At 40.9% G+C, this 18,928-nt stretch carries 12 protein-coding genes; 7 read left to right on the plus strand and 5 right to left on the minus strand.

The features are described from left to right. Positions 1-193: 193 nt before the first annotated feature. Positions 194-1,651 carry an ATP-binding protein gene (locus tag IAE19_RS01140; protein ID WP_200459107.1) on the minus strand — a complete coding sequence of 486 codons (1,458 nt, stop codon included), beginning with the start codon at positions 1,649-1,651 and terminating at the stop codon, positions 194-196. Positions 1,652-1,673: 22 nt separating this feature from the next. After that, complete coding sequence (gene ompR / locus IAE19_RS01145) at positions 1,674-2,438, minus strand: two-component system response regulator OmpR (RefSeq protein ID WP_120370134.1); 765 nt, start codon at positions 2,436-2,438, stop codon at positions 1,674-1,676. A 580-nt stretch (positions 2,439-3,018) separates the two neighbouring features. Between ompR and IAE19_RS01150 the strand changes: the two genes are divergently transcribed. Further along, positions 3,019-5,373, plus strand: a complete 2,355-nt coding sequence (locus tag IAE19_RS01150) for a Tex family protein (RefSeq protein WP_200459108.1) — start codon at positions 3,019-3,021, stop codon at positions 5,371-5,373. A 79-nt stretch (positions 5,374-5,452) separates the two neighbouring features. Here IAE19_RS01150 and IAE19_RS01155 read toward each other — a convergent pair whose 3' ends face one another. Continuing rightward, complete coding sequence (locus IAE19_RS01155) at positions 5,453-6,343, minus strand: SDR family NAD(P)-dependent oxidoreductase (RefSeq protein WP_200459109.1); 891 nt, start codon at positions 6,341-6,343, stop codon at positions 5,453-5,455. A gap of 280 nt (positions 6,344-6,623) precedes the next feature. Continuing rightward, positions 6,624-7,907 (minus strand): O-acetylhomoserine aminocarboxypropyltransferase/cysteine synthase family protein, encoded by a 1,284-nt coding sequence (locus IAE19_RS01160; RefSeq protein ID WP_200459110.1) that lies wholly within the window; start codon positions 7,905-7,907, stop codon positions 6,624-6,626. Positions 7,908-8,262: 355 nt separating this feature from the next. Here IAE19_RS01160 and IAE19_RS01165 point away from each other — a divergent pair, with 355 nt between their 5' ends. Both IAE19_RS01165 and ettA read left to right on the plus strand, forming a co-directional pair. Continuing rightward, positions 8,263-9,984: a thiamine pyrophosphate-dependent enzyme gene (locus tag IAE19_RS01165; protein WP_200459111.1), complete on the plus strand. Its 1,722-nt coding sequence runs from the start codon at positions 8,263-8,265 to the stop codon at positions 9,982-9,984. Between the two features lie 219 nt (positions 9,985-10,203). Further along, positions 10,204-11,865: an energy-dependent translational throttle protein EttA gene (gene ettA, locus IAE19_RS01170; protein ID WP_200459112.1), complete on the plus strand. Its 1,662-nt coding sequence runs from the start codon at positions 10,204-10,206 to the stop codon at positions 11,863-11,865. Positions 11,866-11,938: 73 nt separating this feature from the next. Here the strand turns inward: ettA and IAE19_RS01175 are convergent, their stop codons facing one another. Beyond that, positions 11,939-12,382 carry a tetratricopeptide repeat protein gene (locus IAE19_RS01175; protein ID WP_200459113.1) on the minus strand — a complete coding sequence of 148 codons (444 nt, stop codon included), beginning with the start codon at positions 12,380-12,382 and terminating at the stop codon, positions 11,939-11,941. A gap of 249 nt (positions 12,383-12,631) precedes the next feature. Between IAE19_RS01175 and IAE19_RS01180 the strand changes: the two genes are divergently transcribed. The 4 genes from IAE19_RS01180 to IAE19_RS01195 are packed head-to-tail and all read left to right on the plus strand — an operon-like array spanning position 12,632 to position 18,891. Further along, complete coding sequence (locus IAE19_RS01180; protein WP_200459114.1) at positions 12,632-13,039, plus strand: cation efflux protein, CzcI-like; 408 nt, start codon at positions 12,632-12,634, stop codon at positions 13,037-13,039. A 56-nt stretch (positions 13,040-13,095) separates the two neighbouring features. Further along, complete coding sequence (locus tag IAE19_RS01185; RefSeq protein WP_200459115.1) at positions 13,096-14,499, plus strand: TolC family protein; 1,404 nt, start codon at positions 13,096-13,098, stop codon at positions 14,497-14,499. Next, positions 14,499-15,728 (plus strand): efflux RND transporter periplasmic adaptor subunit, encoded by a 1,230-nt coding sequence (locus IAE19_RS01190; RefSeq protein ID WP_200459116.1) that lies wholly within the window; start codon positions 14,499-14,501, stop codon positions 15,726-15,728. Before IAE19_RS01185 ends, IAE19_RS01190 begins: the two co-directional genes overlap by 1 nt. Beyond that, on the plus strand, positions 15,718-18,891 hold the full coding sequence (locus tag IAE19_RS01195) for an efflux RND transporter permease subunit (protein ID WP_200459117.1): 3,174 nt from the start codon (positions 15,718-15,720) through the stop codon (positions 18,889-18,891). The genes IAE19_RS01190 and IAE19_RS01195 overlap by 11 nt, the downstream gene beginning before the upstream one ends. Positions 18,892-18,928 lie beyond the last annotated feature (37 nt).

The raw sequence follows: 18,928 nt of genomic DNA on the forward strand, positions 1-18,928 counted from the left end.
CTTGTTTATTGCATAGGAGGGGATTGTACCTACTCTGCAATAGATATGGAGGCATGTTAGGCTAAGGTCTAATTTTTATAAAAAATGTGGGTATAAATATTATTGATGATTTTAACTATTTGATTATTAATAAATAAAAAATGATTATTTAATGAGCTTGCTAAGTTGTTTGTTGTTTTTTTAGACAAAAGTATTAGAAGCGATCTGATAATGTTTGCTTGATTTTATTCAGCGGATTTACGGTATGGCTTTCCTCTTGTAAATGCTTGGGTAAAGGCAATGAGATAATCGCTTCAAGCCCACCTTGTGGACGATTATGAATCAATAATTCACCCTGATGAATGTCTACAATTCGTTTGACAATTGCCAGGCCTAAGCCACTACCTTGTACGGTACGTGCGGCATTACCACGGACAAAAGGTTGCATCAACTCTTCAATCTGATCTTCAGGAATGCCTTCACCATGATCTGCAACGCTAATTAAAATATGTTCGCTTTCTACATGGGCGCTTAATTCAATTGGTTCTGCGCCATAGCGTTTGGCATTATTAATGAGATTGGCAATCAGACGCTTTAAAGACAAACTCCGTGCAGGAATAATCGGCACATCCTGCGCCTGAAAACGAATATCCAACGGTTTGAATTGCACGACTAATTCTTGCAATAAGATATTAATATTGGTTTCACGCAGTTCTTCATCTGAACCATCACGCATATAAGAAATGAACTGATTTAAAATCGCATCCATATCATCGACATCATAGATCAAGCCTTCACGGAAAAATTCATCAGGCAGCATTTCGGCGGTTAAACGAATGCGGGTCAAGGGTGTTCTTAGATCATGAGAAATGCCTGCCAACATAATGCGGCGATCACGTTCCGTTTGTTCAAGTGTATAAATCATATGATTAAACGCTTGATTGACCTCGCGAATTTCCTGTGGCCCATGATTGGTTTCAAGATAAGGTGCTTTGCCTGTTTTACTATATTCATTGGCCGCATTTTGTAGGCGTCGCAAGGGACGATTTAGCTGACGTACCAGTGTTAAAATAATAATACTGGCAATAATGGGAACGCCCAATAACCAACCAAAAATAAGCTCAGGACTATAGTTGGCATATGTTTTAAGCGGCTCACGTACCCAATTGCCATTCATTTCTGGCGTTTGAATCCAAATGCGGGGACTGGGTTTGAACTGAAAATAGACGGTTACGTCTTTAACATTCAGCTCTTTAGCTAGCTTATCTTCGACATTATTGGTGAAAAAATCTGCAATGACTTTGTTGCGGACATTCGGATATTCTTTTGGATTGGTAATGTACTCGATCCCAATCCGGTTTTTCAGCCAGGTATCTATATCGACTTCGTTATCGCGATGAAAAATACGAATATCAGGATTGTTAACGAGTTCGAGTTCAATTGCCAAATAACGGGCATGTTGCTGTATTTCAGGTAAATACAGAGTTCGCCAGAAAAACCACAGAGACATTACCAGACTAAACAAAACGACGAAAACTACCAAAACTGCTGTACGCATGGCAGCAGAGCGTGGTTTTATTTTGTCAAGAAACCGTTCCCAAGGCGTACGTTTACGTTCTGAGTAGGCAACAAAATCAGTGTAGTCCTGTGGAGTGACTGGATCGAGCTTCAATGCATTATCCTAAAGCAAGGGTTTATTCAGCGCCATCTGGTACAAACACATAGCCCACACCCCAAACTGTCTGAATATAACGCGCGCGTGCTGGATTTTCTTCAATCAGACGGCGTAAACGGGAGACTTGAACGTCAATTGAACGTTCCATTGCGCCCCATTCACGACCACGTGCTAGATTCATGAGCTTATCGCGTGTTAGGGGTTCACGTGGATGTTGCACCAATGCTTTAAGAACCGCAAATTCACCAGTGGTTAAAGTTACCACTTGTCCTTCGCGAGTCAGAGTTCGAGTAGATAGATCCAGTGACCAAGGACCAAAACTCACCACTTCCATTTGCTGACTCGGTGCACCTGGAACTTCACGTACCTGACGACGTAGTACTGCACGAATACGAGCGAGTAACTCGTTTGGATTAAATGGTTTTGGTAAATAATCATCTGCGCCAGCTTCCAGACCTGCGATACGGTCTGAGTCGCTACCACGCGCGGTTAGCATAATAATTGGAGTGTCAATGTTAGACTGACGTAGTCGACGACAAATACTTAAGCCATCTTCGACAGGCAACATAAAATCCAGAACAATCAATGAAAATAATTCACGCTGCAACAAACGATCCATCTGGGTCGCATCGTGTGCAGTTTTAACTACAAAACCTTTATCTTCTAGGAACCGTTGTAAAAGGGTGCGTAAACGCACATCATCATCGACCACCAAGATGCGTTCGACACGATCGGTTTCGTTTTGTACAGCTTCATTATTTTCAGCAGGTACAACTAAACTCATGATGTACTCCCTTAATTTAAGTCAATATTTATAGCTTATTGGATCATTGCAGTATAATGCGGATAGTCTTGTTAAGACTATGTATCAATTTGCTCAAAATTACAATTTTCCGTGTGATTTGAAACCAAAAAACAACATGTTAAAGCGTTTTTGTGAGGATGCTAGTTGTAGCTGTGTAGCCCCTCAATTTTATCATGTCATATGTTTATATTCTTTGACTAAATCCTTGTTTTTTTAATTAAAATTAAATACATATGCATTATTCTTCATCGTTAAAAGAATAGATTGTCATATTTTGCTCATATTCATATGAAAATTTATAGAAACAAGATGCTTTCTTTTCTATCTAAAAGGCATTGGCAAAAGCATTGGATTTTTAGGTAATGAATGGAGTAATGGCTAAAAGAGACTTTTTTTGTGATGAAAAGTTGAGCTAGAATAAATAAAAATGCCTAAAAATTGAAAAAAATGCAGGTTTAATTCAAAATTTCGTTTTTAATACGCAAAACAATTGTGGATTTTATAGACTCGGTCTTTATAATCATTGCTTTTAAACTTTAGCCTTGTGGAATCAAATACGATGACTGACTTAGTTCAGCAGTTGGCAAGCGAACTTGCCGTACGTCCAAACCAAGTAGAAGCTGCCATTCGTTTAATTGATGAAGGTGCTAGCGTTCCATTTATTGCACGTTACCGTAAAGAAGTAACGCAGGGTTTGGATGATACACAACTGCGCCAGTTAGATACCCGCTTGGCTTATTTACGTGATTTGTATGAACGTCGTGAGAAAGTCATCGAGTCATTAAAAGAACAAAACAAGTTATCGGATGATTTATTAGCACGGGTCAATGCGGCTGAAACTAAAAATGCGCTCGAAGAAATCTATGCGCCCTATCGTCCAAAACGTACCAGTAAATCGTTTAAAGCCAAAGAAGCTGGTCTTGGGCCTGCCGCAGAAAAAATTCTGCATGAAAATGTTGAACCTGTAGATGCTTTAGCAGGCTTTAGCCATGAGGATTATCCAGATGCTGAAAGCCAATTGGATGCCGTACAGCATATTATTATTGATGAATGGGCACAAAATATTGCCCTAACGACAGAGCTGAAGGCAGTGTTTGCCAAAAGTGCGCTGTTAAAAAGCGCAGTTGCGTCAGAAGAGAAAAAAGAAGTTGGCAAAAAATTTCGCGATTATTTTGAATTTTCAGAAAATCTGAATAAAGTCCCATCTCATCGCCTATTAGCGATGCTACGTGGTCGTCAGGAAAATGTATTGGGTTTAAAAGTTGATGGTGAAGATGAAGCACCTTTGGCACGTATTGAGACCGAATATAATCTTGACCAAATTCAGCCTCAAGCTCGTCAGGAACTTTTAAAGCAAACTGCTAAATTATTCTGGCTTGGTAAAATCCGTCCTCAAATTGAACATTCACTTTTGACTGAAAAACGTTTGGCAGCAGAAGCAGAAGCGATGGATGTATTTGCTGAAAACTTACGTCATTTATTGTTATCTGCTCCAGCGGGTGGGCGTACTACATTAGGTGTAGACCCTGGGATTCGTACGGGTGTGAAGCTTGCAGTAGTGAGCGATGCGGGTGATGTTTTGGCGTACAGCACTATTTATCCATTTGCGCCAAAAGAAGATAAAGAAGGTTCAATCACTGAGTTGGCCCGTTTATGTCGTGAATATAATGTTGACCTGATTGCGATTGGCAATGGCACAGCAAGTCGTGAGACCGAAGCCGTTGTAGCAGAAATGATGGCAGCAAACTCTGACTTAAAATTGACGCGAGTTTCGGTCAGTGAAGCAGGTGCATCTGTATATTCAGCCAGTGAATTGGCCGCATCCGAATTGCCTGAGTTAGATGTCTCAATTCGTGGTGCAGTATCGATTGCGCGTCGTTTGCAGGATCCGTTGGCTGAGCTAGTTAAAATCGATCCAAAATCGATTGGTGTGGGTCAATACCAGCATGATGTGAACCAGACTGGTTTGGCTAAAACTCTGGATGCCGTTGTTGAGGATTGTGTAAATGCGGTAGGTGTGGACGTGAACACTGCATCTTCAGCTATTTTGGGGTATATCGCAGGTTTAAATAAAGCGATTGCTCAACAGATTGTAGAATACCGTAAAGAAAATGGTCGTTTTGAAAATCGTCAAGCTTTGAAAAAAGTGCCACGTTTGGGGGAGCGTACTTTTGAACAGGCAGCAGGTTTCTTGCGTATTCAAAATGGTTCAGAACCGTTGGATGCATCTGCGGTACACCCAGAAAGTTATGGTTTGGTGGAAAAAATTGTAGAAGCCAAAGCAACTACAGTGAAAGACATTATTGGCAATACTGAAATTATTCGTCAGGTTAAAGCTGATGAATTTGTTGATGAAACGTTTGGTTTACCGACCATTCAGGATGTATTGACTGAACTTGAAAAACCGGGCCGTGATCCACGTCCAGAATTTCGCACAGCTAAATTCCGCGAAGACATTACTGAAGTAGCTCAATTAACTGAAGGCATGCAGCTTGAAGGGGTGGTGACGAATGTGACCAACTTTGGTGCATTTGTAGACGTTGGTGTACATCAGGATGGTTTGGTACATATTTCTGAATTGGCGAATGAGTTTGTTTCGGATCCTCATAAAGTAGTGAAACCGGGACAGATTGTCCAAGTGCGTGTGCTCACCGTCGACGCTGAGCGTAATCGTGTGAATTTAAGTATGCGCCCTGAAGGTTCACAGGCGCCTGCAAAAGCGCAGCGTCCACCGCGCCGTGATCAACAAGAGCCACGTGAAGAACGTAAACCTCAGGGGAAACGTCCTCAGGCTGCTCGTCAAAATGATCAGTCAAAAAAACCACAACGTCCTAAGCAAGATAAACCGCAGGAAAATAAAATCGGTGGTTTTGGTGCATTATTGTTACAGGCTGGGATTAAAGGGTCGAAGTAATTTTTTAATTAGCTCATCATAAAAAGCCGCCAGTTTATTCCAGCTGGCGGTTTTTTTATTGTCTCAATATATTAAAAATTTACCAATGCTCTCCTGGAAAAATTCGAGCATAAGCCTTTTGCATCCAGTTGAGTTTTTCCTGCTTTTTGCCCACTGCCGCATCTGAACTTGGGAACAAATTAAAGCCAATCGACATAAATAAATTATTCACTTCAGGCACCAAAGAATAGGTAATAGAAGCTAGACGACCTAAATTAGTCGCAATACGTTTAGGACGTTTAACCACCGCATAAGCGACTAGATCGGCGGCCTGTTCAGGTGAAAGCGTTGGAACATAATTATAAATTTTGGTCGGCGCAATCATTGGAGTGCGTACCAATGGCATGTAGATAGAGGTAATGGAAATCTTATGTGAATGAACTTCCGCAGATAGACAACGACTAAAGGCATCCAATGCAGCTTTCGAGGCAACATAAGCGGAAAAGCGAGTCGCATTTGCCAGAACACCAATCGAGCTGATGTTGATAATTTGACCACCTTTGCGGTTAATCATATGAGGCAAAATATTTAAAACCAAGCGCACTGCACCAAAGTAATTGAGTTGCATGGTACGTTCAAAATCGTGAAAACGATCAATCGATTCATGAACTGCACGACGGATAGAACGTCCTGCATTATTGATAAGAATATCAATGTGTTCGACCTGTTCCATAATTTGCTTGGCAACCTTGTCAATGCCATCCATATCGCTTAAATCGCATGGAAAGATTGAAGCTTTTCCACCTGCTTCAATAATCTCGGTTTGTACTTGTTCCAATGTTTCCTGAGTACGTGCCAGTAGTAGCACATGAGCACCTGCCGCTGCCATTTTCTTTGCGACCGTTAAACCGATGCCACTGGATGCACCAGTAATCAGAACGACTTTATTTTTGACTTTCTCTTGAAAAAGAGTTTCAAGTTTTTTATTCACGCGTTTTTCCCTGAGCTCGGAAGTTGATCCGAAAGCTTTACTTGTTTTTTTACCATCTGGATTTTTGGTGAAGAACTTTATTCAACCAAAGTCTAGTTCATTATTATTGGATTTAATTTTTAAAAAGTCTATATTTAAGTGTATGAATTTACAAATGTTTTTAGAGTAATTGCTCTAATTTTATTCTATGATTAATAGACTTTTAACATAAAAAAGTAGGGATGCAAAATAAAAAAAGTCCGTTCTTGGACGGACTTAAATATGACGGGTTAAATTTTATTTAAACGGTGGCTAGAGCTTGTTCTAGATCGGCGATTAGATCATCAATATGTTCAATACCCACAGATAAACGCACCATATCTTCGCTCACACCTGCAGCTTTTAGTTCTTCTGCATTAAGTTGGCGATGAGTTGTGGTTGCAGGATGACAAGCCAGACTTTTTGCATCCCCAATATTGACCAGACGTGTAAATAGTTGAAGTGCATCAATAAAACGCGTTCCACCTTCACGGCTATCTTGTACGCCAAATGAAAGAATGGCAGAGGGTTTCCCTTTCACGTATTTTTGTGCCAGTGCATACTGTGGATGATCTTTTAGGCCAGCATAATTGACCCATTTAACTTTAGGATGTTGTTTTAAATATTCGGCAACTTTAAGCGCATTTTCAGTATGGCGCTCCATGCGTAAAGATAAGGTTTCTAATCCTTGCAAAATAAGGAATACACTTAATGGACTAATCGCTGCGCCAGTATTGCGTAAAGGGACGACTCGCGCACGACCAATATAAGCGGCAGGGCCTAAAGCTTCGACGTAATTTACACCATGATAGCTTGGGTCAGGTGTATTTAGGACTTTAAAACGATCAGGATATTGTCCCCATGCAAATTTGCCACTATCTACAATAACACCCCCAATGCTATTACCATGTCCCCCAATATATTTGGTCAGTGAATGCACAATAATATCTGCGCCAAAATCAAAAGATTTCTGTAATACAGGTGTTGCCACGGTATTATCTACAATGACAGGTACGCCATATTCATGAGCGATTTTGGAAATAGCTTCCAGATCAATAATATTACCTAATGGATTTCCAATTGACTCGACAAAAACCAGTTTAGTTTTATCATCGATTAATGTGCGTAAACTCTCTGGTTGTTGGTAATCAAAAAAACGTACCTCAATGCCTTGTTTAGGTAAAGTATGTGCAAATAAATTATAAGTACCACCATAAAGCGTTGAAACTGAGGCAATATTGTCGCCTGCTTCAGTAATAGTTTGGATGGCATACGTAATCGCTGCCATACCAGAAGCTAATGCCAATGCCCCGATTCCGCCCTCAAGTGCAGCAATTCGTTGTTCCAGTACTGCCGTGGTGGGATTCATAATACGGGTGTAAATGTTCCCCTGAACTTTTAGATCAAATAAATCGGCCCCATGTTGAGTATTATCAAAAGCATAAGAAGTGGTTTGATAAATCGGAACTGCAACAGCTTTGGTGGTTGGTTCTGGTGAATAGCCTGCATGGATGGCAAGAGTTTCATCTTTATAAGTTTGTGTCATTATCATGTCCATTGAAGCGTGAAATTTAAGCAAGCTTCTTTTTTATCATATTCTATATATTTAATTTATATATTTTTGTGGAACAGTCAGCATTTTTTTTAATATCAATTTGTTGCAAACATATGATTGTTTTAAATCAATAAAATAAACCATTTAAAGAATTAATAACGCTTAAATTATTACATGTGAGGAGACATTTTATAGGGCATTAAAACAACGTAATAGAGTTTTAAGATTCGGCTTACATGATGTTTAGATAAGCTCACAAAAACCTACTGGCGATTACTCCACAGCAAGGCCACCATAAAAACAAAAGCGATTCAATACATGATAAAAAAACTGGAGAAGTCACATAATGAGTACTCAAAAAGTATCTGACATTATTATCGAAGTGCTTGAGCAGGCAGGCGTACAGCGTTGTTATGGCATTGTCGGTGATACTCTAAATCACGTCACCGACTCGATGTCAAAAAGCAATATAGAATGGATTCATGTCCGGCATGAGGAAGTTGGTGGTTTTGCTGCTGGTACAGATGCATTATTGAGTGGCCATTTAACCGCATGTGCAGGATCGTGTGGGCCAGGTAGTCTGCATTTTATTAATGGTTTATATGAGTCTCATCGTAATCGTGCGCCAGTAATTTTAATCGCTAGCCAGATTTCGACTGAAATGGCTGGTTTTATTGATTTCCCACAATACGTCGATTTTAAATCGGTTTATGCCAAAACATCTGTTTTCTGCGAGGAAATCACTCAACCCTCTCAGGCACGACATATCATGAGTATGGCCTGCCAAGCGGCTTTAACCAAACGTGGTGTTGCTGTGGTGATTGTGCCTGCCAATATTAGCGAAGCCTCGGCAGAGGCAGGTTTGCCTTTTATTTCACATCGTACTGAGCCTGACATTTTGCCGAGTAAGTCAGAACTCATGCAAATAGTTGATCTGATTGGTCAACATCATAAAATTGGGATCTATGCGGGAGCCGGCTGCGAAGGTGCACACGATCAGTTGGTTGCTTTTGCCGAAAAATTAAAAGCACCAATCGCTCATACCTCGCGAGCCAAAGACTTTGTGGAATACGATAATCCTTACAATATGGGGATGACGGGAATTTTTGGCAATAAAGCAGGTTATCACACCTTAATGGATTGTGATTTGTTAATTCTGCTGGGGGCGGATTTTGCTTGGGCACAATACTATCCAAACCACGCTAAAATTGTGCAAATTGATATTGATCCAACTCATTTAGGACGCAGACACCCGATTACATTAGGTGCAGTCGGCAAAATTTCATCTACTTTAAATGCGTTATTACCCTTGCTAGAAACTCGACAAGATCGAGATTTTCTGGATCATTGTCTAGAGCTGAAACGTCACAGTGATGAAGTCAGACATAAAGAGGAACGGGTAGGTAAAGATGGTTTGATCCATCCGCAATATTTGGTATCGTTGCTAAACCGTTATGCCAATGATGATGCAATTTTCTTTGGAGATGGCGGTTCGCCAATGGTTTGGGTGTTACGTCATATTGATGTAAATGGTCAACGTCGAACCTTTACCAGCTTATTGCATGGCACGATGGCCAATGCTATGCCACAGGCATTGGGTGCACAAAAAGCCTTTCCAGAGCGACAGATCATTGCTTTATGTGGCGATGGTGGTTTAGCCATGTTACTTGGTGATCTGCTTACGACTATTCAGGAAAAACTTCCGATTAAAATCGTGGTGTTTAATAATAGTTCGCTGAATTTTGTTGAACTCGAACAAAAAGTAGAGGGACTGCTTGATCATTATACTGATCTACTGAACCCTGATTTTGGTCAGCTTGCAACGGTGATAGGTTTGCATGGGAAAACAGTGACGCATGGCGATGGACTAGAGCAGGCAGTGGAGAACTTTTTAAAACATGATGGGCCTGCTTTACTGGATGTGCATACCAATCCGATGGAATTAGTAATGCCACCTGATCCGAATCTTAATCAAGTTTCTTCAACCTCACTGTATGCGATTAAAGCCCTAATATCAGGTCGTGTTGAGGATGTAAAGGATTTATTGTTGAATAACTTTGTAAAATAAATCGTGACTAAAATAACGGTATAACAGAATTTTATTTAAAAAAATGCATGGAATAGCTCCCTGCATTTTTTATATCACGAAACAATTTAGCTGACATTTATCAGTTATAAATTCTGATTAAACTGAATCATGCCTTATTTTTTTGCAGTATTCAGCATATAATAGCTGCTATTTTTTCGCTCAGTGCGATGTATTGGTTTTTCTATTGAGGAGTCCTAAGTGGCCCAATATATTTATACGATGAACCGAGTCTCCAAAATGGTTCCGCCAAAGCGCGAAATCCTTAAGGATATCTCTTTATCATTTTTTCCGGGTGCCAAAATTGGTGTGCTCGGCTTAAACGGTGCAGGTAAATCGACTTTGCTCCGTATTATGGCGGGCGTGGACAAAGATTTCTCAGGTGAAGCGCGTGCACAGCCGGGTATTAAAATTGGTTATCTTGAGCAAGAACCACCCCTTGATCCAAATAAGGATGTGCGTGGCAACGTAGAAGATGGTGTACGCGAAGCACTTGATGCTCTTGAGCGTTTAGATCAGGTTTTTGCTGAATATGCTGATCCTGATGCTGATTTTGATAAACTTGCCAAAGAACAAGAAAAATTAGAAGCAATTATCCAGACATGGGATGCGCATAATTTAAATAATCAGTTGGAAATTGCAGCGAATGCCTTGAACCTTCCAGCATGGGATGCAGATGTATCTTTGCTATCAGGTGGTGAACGTCGTCGTGTTGCATTGTGCCGTTTATTGCTTTCCAAGCCAGATATGTTGTTGCTGGATGAACCGACGAACCATTTGGATGCAGAATCAGTTTCTTGGTTAGAACGTTTCCTAAAAGATTTTCCGGGTACGATTGTGGCGATTACGCATGACCGCTATTTCTTGGACAATGTAGCTGAGTGGATCCTTGAGCTTGACCGTGGACATGGTATTCCTTATCAAGGTAACTATTCTTCTTGGTTGGAACAAAAGAATGCTCGTTTAGAGCAGGAACAAAAACAGGAAGAATCTTTTGCTAAAGCATTGAAAAAAGAACTTGAATGGGTTCGTTCAAATGCTAAGGGTCAGCAAAAGAAAAACAAGGCGCGTATGGAGCGTTTTGAAGAGCTGAACTCGAAAGAATTCCAACAGCGTAATGAAACATCTGAGATCTATATTCCACCAGGCCCACGCTTGGGTAATAAAGTTGTGGAAGTGGAAGGTATCAGTAAATCATTTGATGGTCGTCTTTTGTACGAAAATCTAACGTTTACGGTTCCACCTACAGCGATTGTCGGAATTGTTGGTCCTAACGGTGCGGGAAAAACCACGTTATTCCGTATGATGACAGGTGAACAGCAACCTGATACTGGTACTGTGACTTTAGGTGATTCGGTTAAAGTCGCGTATGTCGGTCAGATTCGCGATACTCTAGATAATGATAAAACAGTTTGGGAAGAAGTTTCTGGCGGTTTGGATATCTTAAAAATCGGCGATTATGAAATCGCGTCACGAGCTTATATCGGTCGCTTTAACTTTAAAGGACAGGATCAGCAAAAACGTGTTGGGGAATTGTCTGGGGGTGAGCGTAATCGTTTACAACTCGCCAAGATCCTTCAGATGGGCGCGAACGTAATCTTGCTGGATGAACCATCGAACGATTTGGATATCGAAACTTTACGTGCACTTGAGGATGCAATTCTTGTATTCCCTGGCACTGTAATGGTGGTATCGCATGACCGCTGGTTCCTGGATCGTATCGCAACGCATATTTTGTCATTTGAGAATGAGCAACCTGAATTCTATACAGGGAACTATGCAGAATACGAAGCGTATCGTCAGTCACGTTTAGGCGAAGATGCTGTACAAAAACGCGGCAAATATAGAAAAATTACAGGATAATTTTCTATGCATAAAAAAACCAGCTTTCGAGCTGGTTTTTTTATGCACTTAATTTCTTAACCTATTGATTGAATTAAGAGAAGGCGAGTTGACTATAAGCATCATATAAACAGCGTTTAGCATCAGGATGACCATCTTTGGCAGCTCGTTTAAGCCAAGTTTCCGCTTTACTATAGTCTCGATCCAGACCTAATTGACCATTCAAATAACCTATTCCCATTTTATACTCAGCTTCTGGATGACCACGCAGTGCGGATCGTAAAAAACACCAGATGGCATTGCGTTCATTGAGATAAGCAAAACTGGTTGTATAAGGTTGAACTTCATCATTTAGATGGCGATAAATGTGATGACGCATAAAGTGTTGGTACTGGTCATTGAGTGCTAATTGTTCAAAATAGAGACCCTGTTGATATTCATGCTCTGCATCAGTATCTAAAAGTAAAAAGACATCATTTTTAGAGTCTTGAGCTTGAAACAACAGTGTCCATACTGTTTTTAGATAATCAAACTTCATATTACGCTCCTTGTTGCTCATAAACTAAGCTAACACTTTCAATATAGGCTAGTTTTTTAAAGAATGCATCCATTTCTTGTAACAAGCAGTGAGTTTGTTGGTCAACTTTAAAAAAGTGTTATGCTTCACATAAAAATCTTTCAAAGAGATGTAGTTTTGTTATAAAACATCCAGTATTTTGATGAAATGTAATTCTATTACACAGAGAGCAATTGCTATAGTAAGGCGCATTTTGAGTTGAAAGCATATATGAAGCGTTCAGTGTTTATTGCAATTTTGCTAAGTTTGTTCATGTTCCAGAGTTTATGGAATGTGGCAGCAGCTTTTTGCGCGCACGAAAATGCTTCGGTTTCAAATCATACAAACCAGCCTTACCATTTTGGGCATCATTTAGATGTGAGTCTTTCTGTCAATCAGCATTCTGAGTCGAAGAGTCACGGTGTTAAAAATATCACGGGACACGTGCCTGCTGTCTGGATGGATCATCATGATCATTTACCAACCTGCATGCATATCGTGGTGGTTGAGATCAAACAAAATGCACCAGAACCCTCAAGAAGTGGTTACTTAACCCGATCAATTTATGATTGGGCGAATACTTATAAATCCCCACATCTCTCTAGATTTAACCCACCTCCTGTTTTAACCCCGCTATAGGTGGGGTAGCCGAAAAATAACCCACCTTTCTATATTTAAAGCGAAAGGGTTATTTTATGTACACATATATCTTTCAACAGGCACAGCTTACGGTATCGCCGAAAAAAACGATGCCGATGGCATTGCTTCTTGCATTGTTATCTTCCTCAGCGTTGACATGGGCTGAGGTTGATTTTTCACAGCAAAAACAGAGTTCTTCTGCCGAACCGTCGGCTATGAGTTTTATTCAGGTATTGGAAAAAGTGCGCCGACATCAGTCGAAGCTTGGCACTTGGCAAGTACAACAGAGCATGGCAGATGCGCATATTCAACAAAGCCGCGTCTGGGAAAATCCTACATTCTCAGTTCAGCAAACGGGATTTAACGCTGATCAGGATCGTGAGCTGGAATTTGGCATTTCACAAAAACTGGATGTGTTTGGTGAGCGTAAAGCTGCAACAAAACTAGCGCAGCTTCAACGTCAGCAGGTTGATTTAAATCAGACCCTCTATGAAGCGCAACTTGAACTTGTGGTTAAAAATTTATGGTCACAAGTTGTGATCTTTGAAATGGAAAATCAAATTGCACAACGACAATTGGCCAATAGTCGGGACATTTTAGAAGCGACCCAATTGCGTTATCAAGCAGGTAGCATTGCGCAAGTCGATCAGGATCGTACATTGATGACGCATATTGAAAATCAGCGTGCGGCCCAAGAGGTCGAATTAAACCTGAATATTGCCAGAAAACGTTTAGCTAATTTATGGGGTGAAACGGGGAACACATTTAGTTTAGATGCGAAGAGTCAAAATGTATGGCCTAAACAAAATAAGGCTGATGTAGCAGATGATTTAAAGCAGAATTTATTCCAGCGTACGATTCAGCTCCAACTGCAACAACAACGTTCCAATGTGGACTATTTGAAGGCAAAACGTCGTCCTAACCCAACGCTAAATGTGGGGATGGTCAATAATAAAAGCGCAGACAGTAATAACCGTGAACAACAGTTTCGAGTGGGATTGGAAATTCCATTGAATATTTTTGATCGTCAGCAGTATTCACTTCAGATCGCACAGACGCAGCAAGATTTTTTATTGCAGCAACAACGTTTTTACAGTGAGCAAAATCTCAATCACATTGAAACATTACAGAGCGAACTTACGGGATTAAAACAACAATATGACCTAATGAATGATCAGCAAATTCCTTTGTCTGAGGAAGTGCAAAGGAAAATGTTGGTGGGTTTTAAGGTTGGGAAATATGCGATTACCGATGTACAACAAGCCACAGCTCAATTGCAGAAACAGCGTTTAAAAAAAGTACAACTTCTTAAAAGCGCATGGCAAAAAGCCATAGAAACTGAAAGTCTGGCACTTGGCATTGTGCCCGAACAAGTCATGTCCAGTGATGCAATTAACCAAATGAATCGAACATTATGGCAAAACACCCGTAATTTTAATATCGTTTCAGGAGCCGAATGATGTCACTTAAAAATATTCAAAAACAATGGCTCTGGGTTGGGTTGGTGATGAGTACATGCATATTGTTCAGCCTGTGGATGGTGCTTAAGGATTCATCCAAAATAAATCAACAAACTGAAGATGGACATAGTGAAGCGGAATCGACTCACGCATATGATGAAAGAGAAGAAGCAAAACATTCTGAAGAAAGCAAAGCGCTGAATTTAACACCACAGCAAATGTTGGAATTTGGCGTAAAATTAGCACAAGTTCAGTACGGCGCAGTTTCTCAATCTTTGGAGTATCCTGCCAAATTGATTGCCAATACTGATCAGCAGGCGCATGTGGCTTCAACTTTTACGGGACGTGTAGAAAGTGTCAATGTCCTACTTGGACAACAGGTTAAGAAAGGCCAAGTTTTAGCAACTGTTTTTATTCCAGAACTGGTTGATCAGCAGGCCACTCTGAGCATTGCTCAAGAAGTATTGACATTGGCGCAGCAGGACTACCAGCGTGAAAAGCAATTGTTTGATCAGGGTATTTCGGCACGACAAGATTATCAAAAGGCCTATAATGCCTATCGTCAGGCTCAGATTCAGGTGCAAGCAGCACGTACTCGGTTATCTGCTTTGGGGGCAAGTGCAGGAAGTCAGGGGCGTTATACTTTAAAAGCCCCTTTAAGCGGAGTGGTGAGTCAAAAGGATATTGTAGTAGGTGAATATATCACTTCAGATAAGCAATTGTTTGTGATTGATCAGCTCGATCAACTCTGGCTGGAATTTATTATGCCCAGTGCAGGCAGTGTCACGATACAGCCAAATCAGCAAATTGATTTTCGGTCATTACAAACTCAAAATAGCTTTAAAGCGCAGGTTCAAACTTTAACTACAGAAGCCGATAGTCAAACTGGTCGCTTACAGGTGCGGGCTAAAGTGCTAACACCCGCCCAGGAGTTACGTCCAAATTTAATGGTGAATGTAATGTTGCAGGCGCATGATGGCCAACCTGTACTTCGGGTCAGTAAGAATGCGATTCAGCAAGTTGATGGAAAATCGGTGGTTTTTGTTGCCAAAAGTGAAAAAAATCTGGTTCATTTTGAACCTATCGTGGTTGAGGTGGGAAATTATTCTAGTGATGGTCAATGGGTGGAGATTAAATCTGGTTTAACCACTAACCAGCAATATGTCAGTCAGGGCAGTTTTCTTTTGAAATCAGAGATGGAAAAAGGGGACGCTGAACATGGACACTAAATCAAAAATAGACTTTCCTCTTGCGCAAAGTCTATTTGATCGCATCATTCAATTTTCTATTCGTCATGCAATTTGGATCATGTTATTTACCTTGACATGGATTGCGGTGGGATTTTATAGCTATCAAAAATTATCCATTGATGCTGTGCCAGATATTACGAATGTACAAGTACAGATTAACTCTCAGGCCACCGGTTTTACTGCAGCAGAAGTTGAGCAACGTATTACTTACCCGATTGAAAATGCGATGGGGGGAATCCCCAATCTGGAGCAAACCCGTTCTATTTCGCGTTATGGTTTATCTCAGGTCACTATTATTTTTAAAGATGGCACAGATATTTACTGGGCGAGACAACTGATTAATCAACGTTTGCAGGAAGTACAACGTGCCTTGCCGAATGACATTGATCCGCAAATGTCGCCGATTTCTACAGGATTGGGGGAAATTTATCAATGGGTGATTAAAGCCCAGCCAAATGCGAGAAAAGCCGATGGTCATACTTATACGGCAATGGATTTACGTGAGATTCAGGACTGGATTGTACGTCCGCAATTACAACGGGTGGCAGGAGTAGCTGAGGTAAATAGTATTGGTGGCTATAATAAAACCTATATTGTTTCTCCAGATTTAAAGCGTTTGCAGCAATTACAGATTCCTGTCACAGATTTACAAAGGGCTTTAATTGAAAATAATGAAAATCGTGGTGCAGGCTTTCTAGAACAAAACGGTCAGCAATTGACCGTTCGTGTGCCAGGAACCTTAAATACGATTCAGGACATTGAAAATGTCATGCTGAGTCAAAAAAATGGTCTACCAATTCGTGTGGCAGATATAGCCACCGTCTCTATTGGGCATGATCTTAGAACAGGTGGAGCCACCTATAACGGTGAAGAAACGGTACTTGGTATTGCCATGATGATGATGGGGGAAAACAGTAAGACTGTTGCTCAGGCCCTCGATGATAAGATGCAAGAAATAAAGCGTTCCTTACCCACAGGAGTCGTCATTGAAACAGTGTATAACCGTAGTTCGCTGGTCGATAAAGCCATTCAAACGGTGGCCAAGAACCTGATCGAAGGCGCAATTCTGGTCATTGTGATCCTGTTTGTCTTTTTAGGTAATTTTAGGGCAGCGTTGATTACCGCTTGTATTATTCCATTATCGATGTTGTTCACCATTACAGGAATGGCGGAGCAGAATATCAGTGCCAATTTGATGAGTTTAGGTGCACTGGATTTCGGCATTATTGTCGATGGCGCGGTGGTGATTGTAGAAAACTGTATACGTCGTTTGGCGGAAGCCCAACATGTCAAAGGCAGGCTACTAACACGTCAAGAACGGTTTATTGAAGTTTTTAAGGCAGCTAAGCAAGCACGTCGACCGCTGATTTTCGGTCAATTAATTATTATGGTGGTATATCTGCCTATTTTTGCACTTTCTGGTGTAGAAGCCAAAATGTTCCACCCTATGGCAATGGCAGTGGTTCTGGCATTGATCGGTGCAATGATTTTATCCGTAACGTTTGTTCCGGCAGCAATGGCGCTATGGGTAACAGGTGAAGTTAAAGAAAAAGAAAGTCGTTGGATGGAGATTTTAAAGCACAAATATGCCGATGTGCTTAATCTGGCTTATCAGTTCAAATATGTGGTTGTTGCCTTAGCAATGGGCATTTTGGTTATAAGCGCTGCTATTTTTACACGAGTAGGTAGTGAGTTTGCACCCCAATTAAGCGAAGGAGATTTTGCGCTACAACTGATGCGCGCACCTAGTACAGGTATTGAAGAATCGTTGAAAATACAGGAACAGGTCGAGAAACAACTGCTTCAAAATTTTCCTGAGGTAAAAGCAATATTTGCCAGAACAGGAACGGCTGAAGTTGCAACTGATGTCATGCCACCTAATATTTCTGATGCGATCATCTTGCTTAAACCGCGTGAACAATGGCCAAAATCCACAGAAAATATCGATGAACTACGTAGCCGGATGGTGGCTTATGTTGAACATATTCCTGGTAATAATAGTGAGTTTTCACAACCGATTGAACTGCGCTTTAATGAGCTGATTTCAGGCATACGCAGTGACATTGGTGTGAAGGTCTTTGGCGATGATTTACAAGTTTTGAGCCAGGAAGCTGAGAAAATTGCACAAAAGCTGAGAACGATTGAGGGTGCCAGCGAAGTGAAGGTTGAACAAACCGAGGGTTTGCCTTTGCTAAATATCAATATTGATCACGCATTGGCGGCACAGTATGGCTTATCTGTTAAATCCATTCAGGATCTAGTGGCGGCAAGTATGGGTGGACAGTCTGTTGGGCAGATTTTGCAAGGGGATCGCCGTTTTGATTTTGTGATTCGTTTAAGCGATGAGATGCGTACCCCCCAGCAATTGGCACAATTAGCTATTCAACTTCCGAATGGTGGGTTAATTCAATTACAGGATATTGCTAAAGTTGAAAATATTCTGGGATTGGCTCAGGTAAGTCGTGAAAATGGTAAGCGTCGCGTGGTGGTCACGGCTAATGTGCGTGATCGTGATTTAGGTTCTTTTGTTAAAGAGATGCAAATAGAATTGGCACAGCAAAAACTACCAAGTGGTTATTGGTTAGGTTTTGGTGGACAGTTTGAAAATCTGGCATCTGCCAAGGCACGAATGCAGATTGTAATACCTTTGGCCTTGATCATGATCTTTATGTTGCTGATGGCGGTGTTCCATAATTTTAAAGACAGTTTACTGGTTTTTAGCGGAGTACCTTTTGCTTTGTCAGGTGGATTAATAGCCTTGTGGTTACGTGATATTCCCTTATCTATGTCAGCTGGGGTTGGTTTCATTGCCCTCTCAGGTGTTGCGGTTTTAAATGGTCTAGTCATGTTGACCTTTATCAAAGAATTGCGTCAACAATATGATGCTGCAACAGCAACTTGGCGGGGCGCAGTATTGCGATTGCGTCCTGTACTGATGACTGCATGTGTGGCTTCATTAGGTTTTATTCCAATGGCTTTAGCCACAGGAACAGGAGCTGAAGTACAACGACCTTTGGCAACGGTCGTCATTGGTGGCATTATTTCTTCAACTTTATTGACATTGATCTTATTGCCTGTGGTTTATCGCTGGATTAATGAATCTGCAAACTCTTTGCAGCCAAAACCTGATCTGCCACACTGAAAAAAGTTTTAACTAAATTGTGCTATCTTCATGCACA

The organism is Acinetobacter sp. S40 (genome assembly GCF_016624705.1).
Classification (GTDB): domain Bacteria; phylum Pseudomonadota; class Gammaproteobacteria; order Pseudomonadales; family Moraxellaceae; genus Acinetobacter.

Excerpts from the sequence above, each read along its gene's own strand:
- IAE19_RS01160 (WP_200459110.1), bottom strand. The coding sequence starts at position 7,907 with ATGACACAAACTTATAAAGATGAAACTCTTGCCATCCATGCAGGCTAT.
- IAE19_RS01190 (WP_200459116.1), top strand. The coding sequence starts at position 14,499 with ATGTCACTTAAAAATATTCAAAAACAATGGCTCTGGGTTGGGTTGGTG.
- IAE19_RS01180 (WP_200459114.1), top strand. The coding sequence starts at position 12,632 with ATGAAGCGTTCAGTGTTTATTGCAATTTTGCTAAGTTTGTTCATGTTC.
- IAE19_RS01165 (WP_200459111.1), top strand. The coding sequence starts at position 8,263 with ATGAGTACTCAAAAAGTATCTGACATTATTATCGAAGTGCTTGAGCAG.
- ompR (WP_120370134.1), bottom strand. The coding sequence starts at position 2,438 with ATGAGTTTAGTTGTACCTGCTGAAAATAATGAAGCTGTACAAAACGAA.
- IAE19_RS01150 (WP_200459108.1), top strand. The coding sequence starts at position 3,019 with ATGACTGACTTAGTTCAGCAGTTGGCAAGCGAACTTGCCGTACGTCCA.
- IAE19_RS01195 (WP_200459117.1), top strand. The coding sequence starts at position 15,718 with ATGGACACTAAATCAAAAATAGACTTTCCTCTTGCGCAAAGTCTATTT.
- IAE19_RS01175 (WP_200459113.1), bottom strand. The coding sequence starts at position 12,382 with ATGAAGTTTGATTATCTAAAAACAGTATGGACACTGTTGTTTCAAGCT.
- IAE19_RS01185 (WP_200459115.1), top strand. The coding sequence starts at position 13,096 with ATGTACACATATATCTTTCAACAGGCACAGCTTACGGTATCGCCGAAA.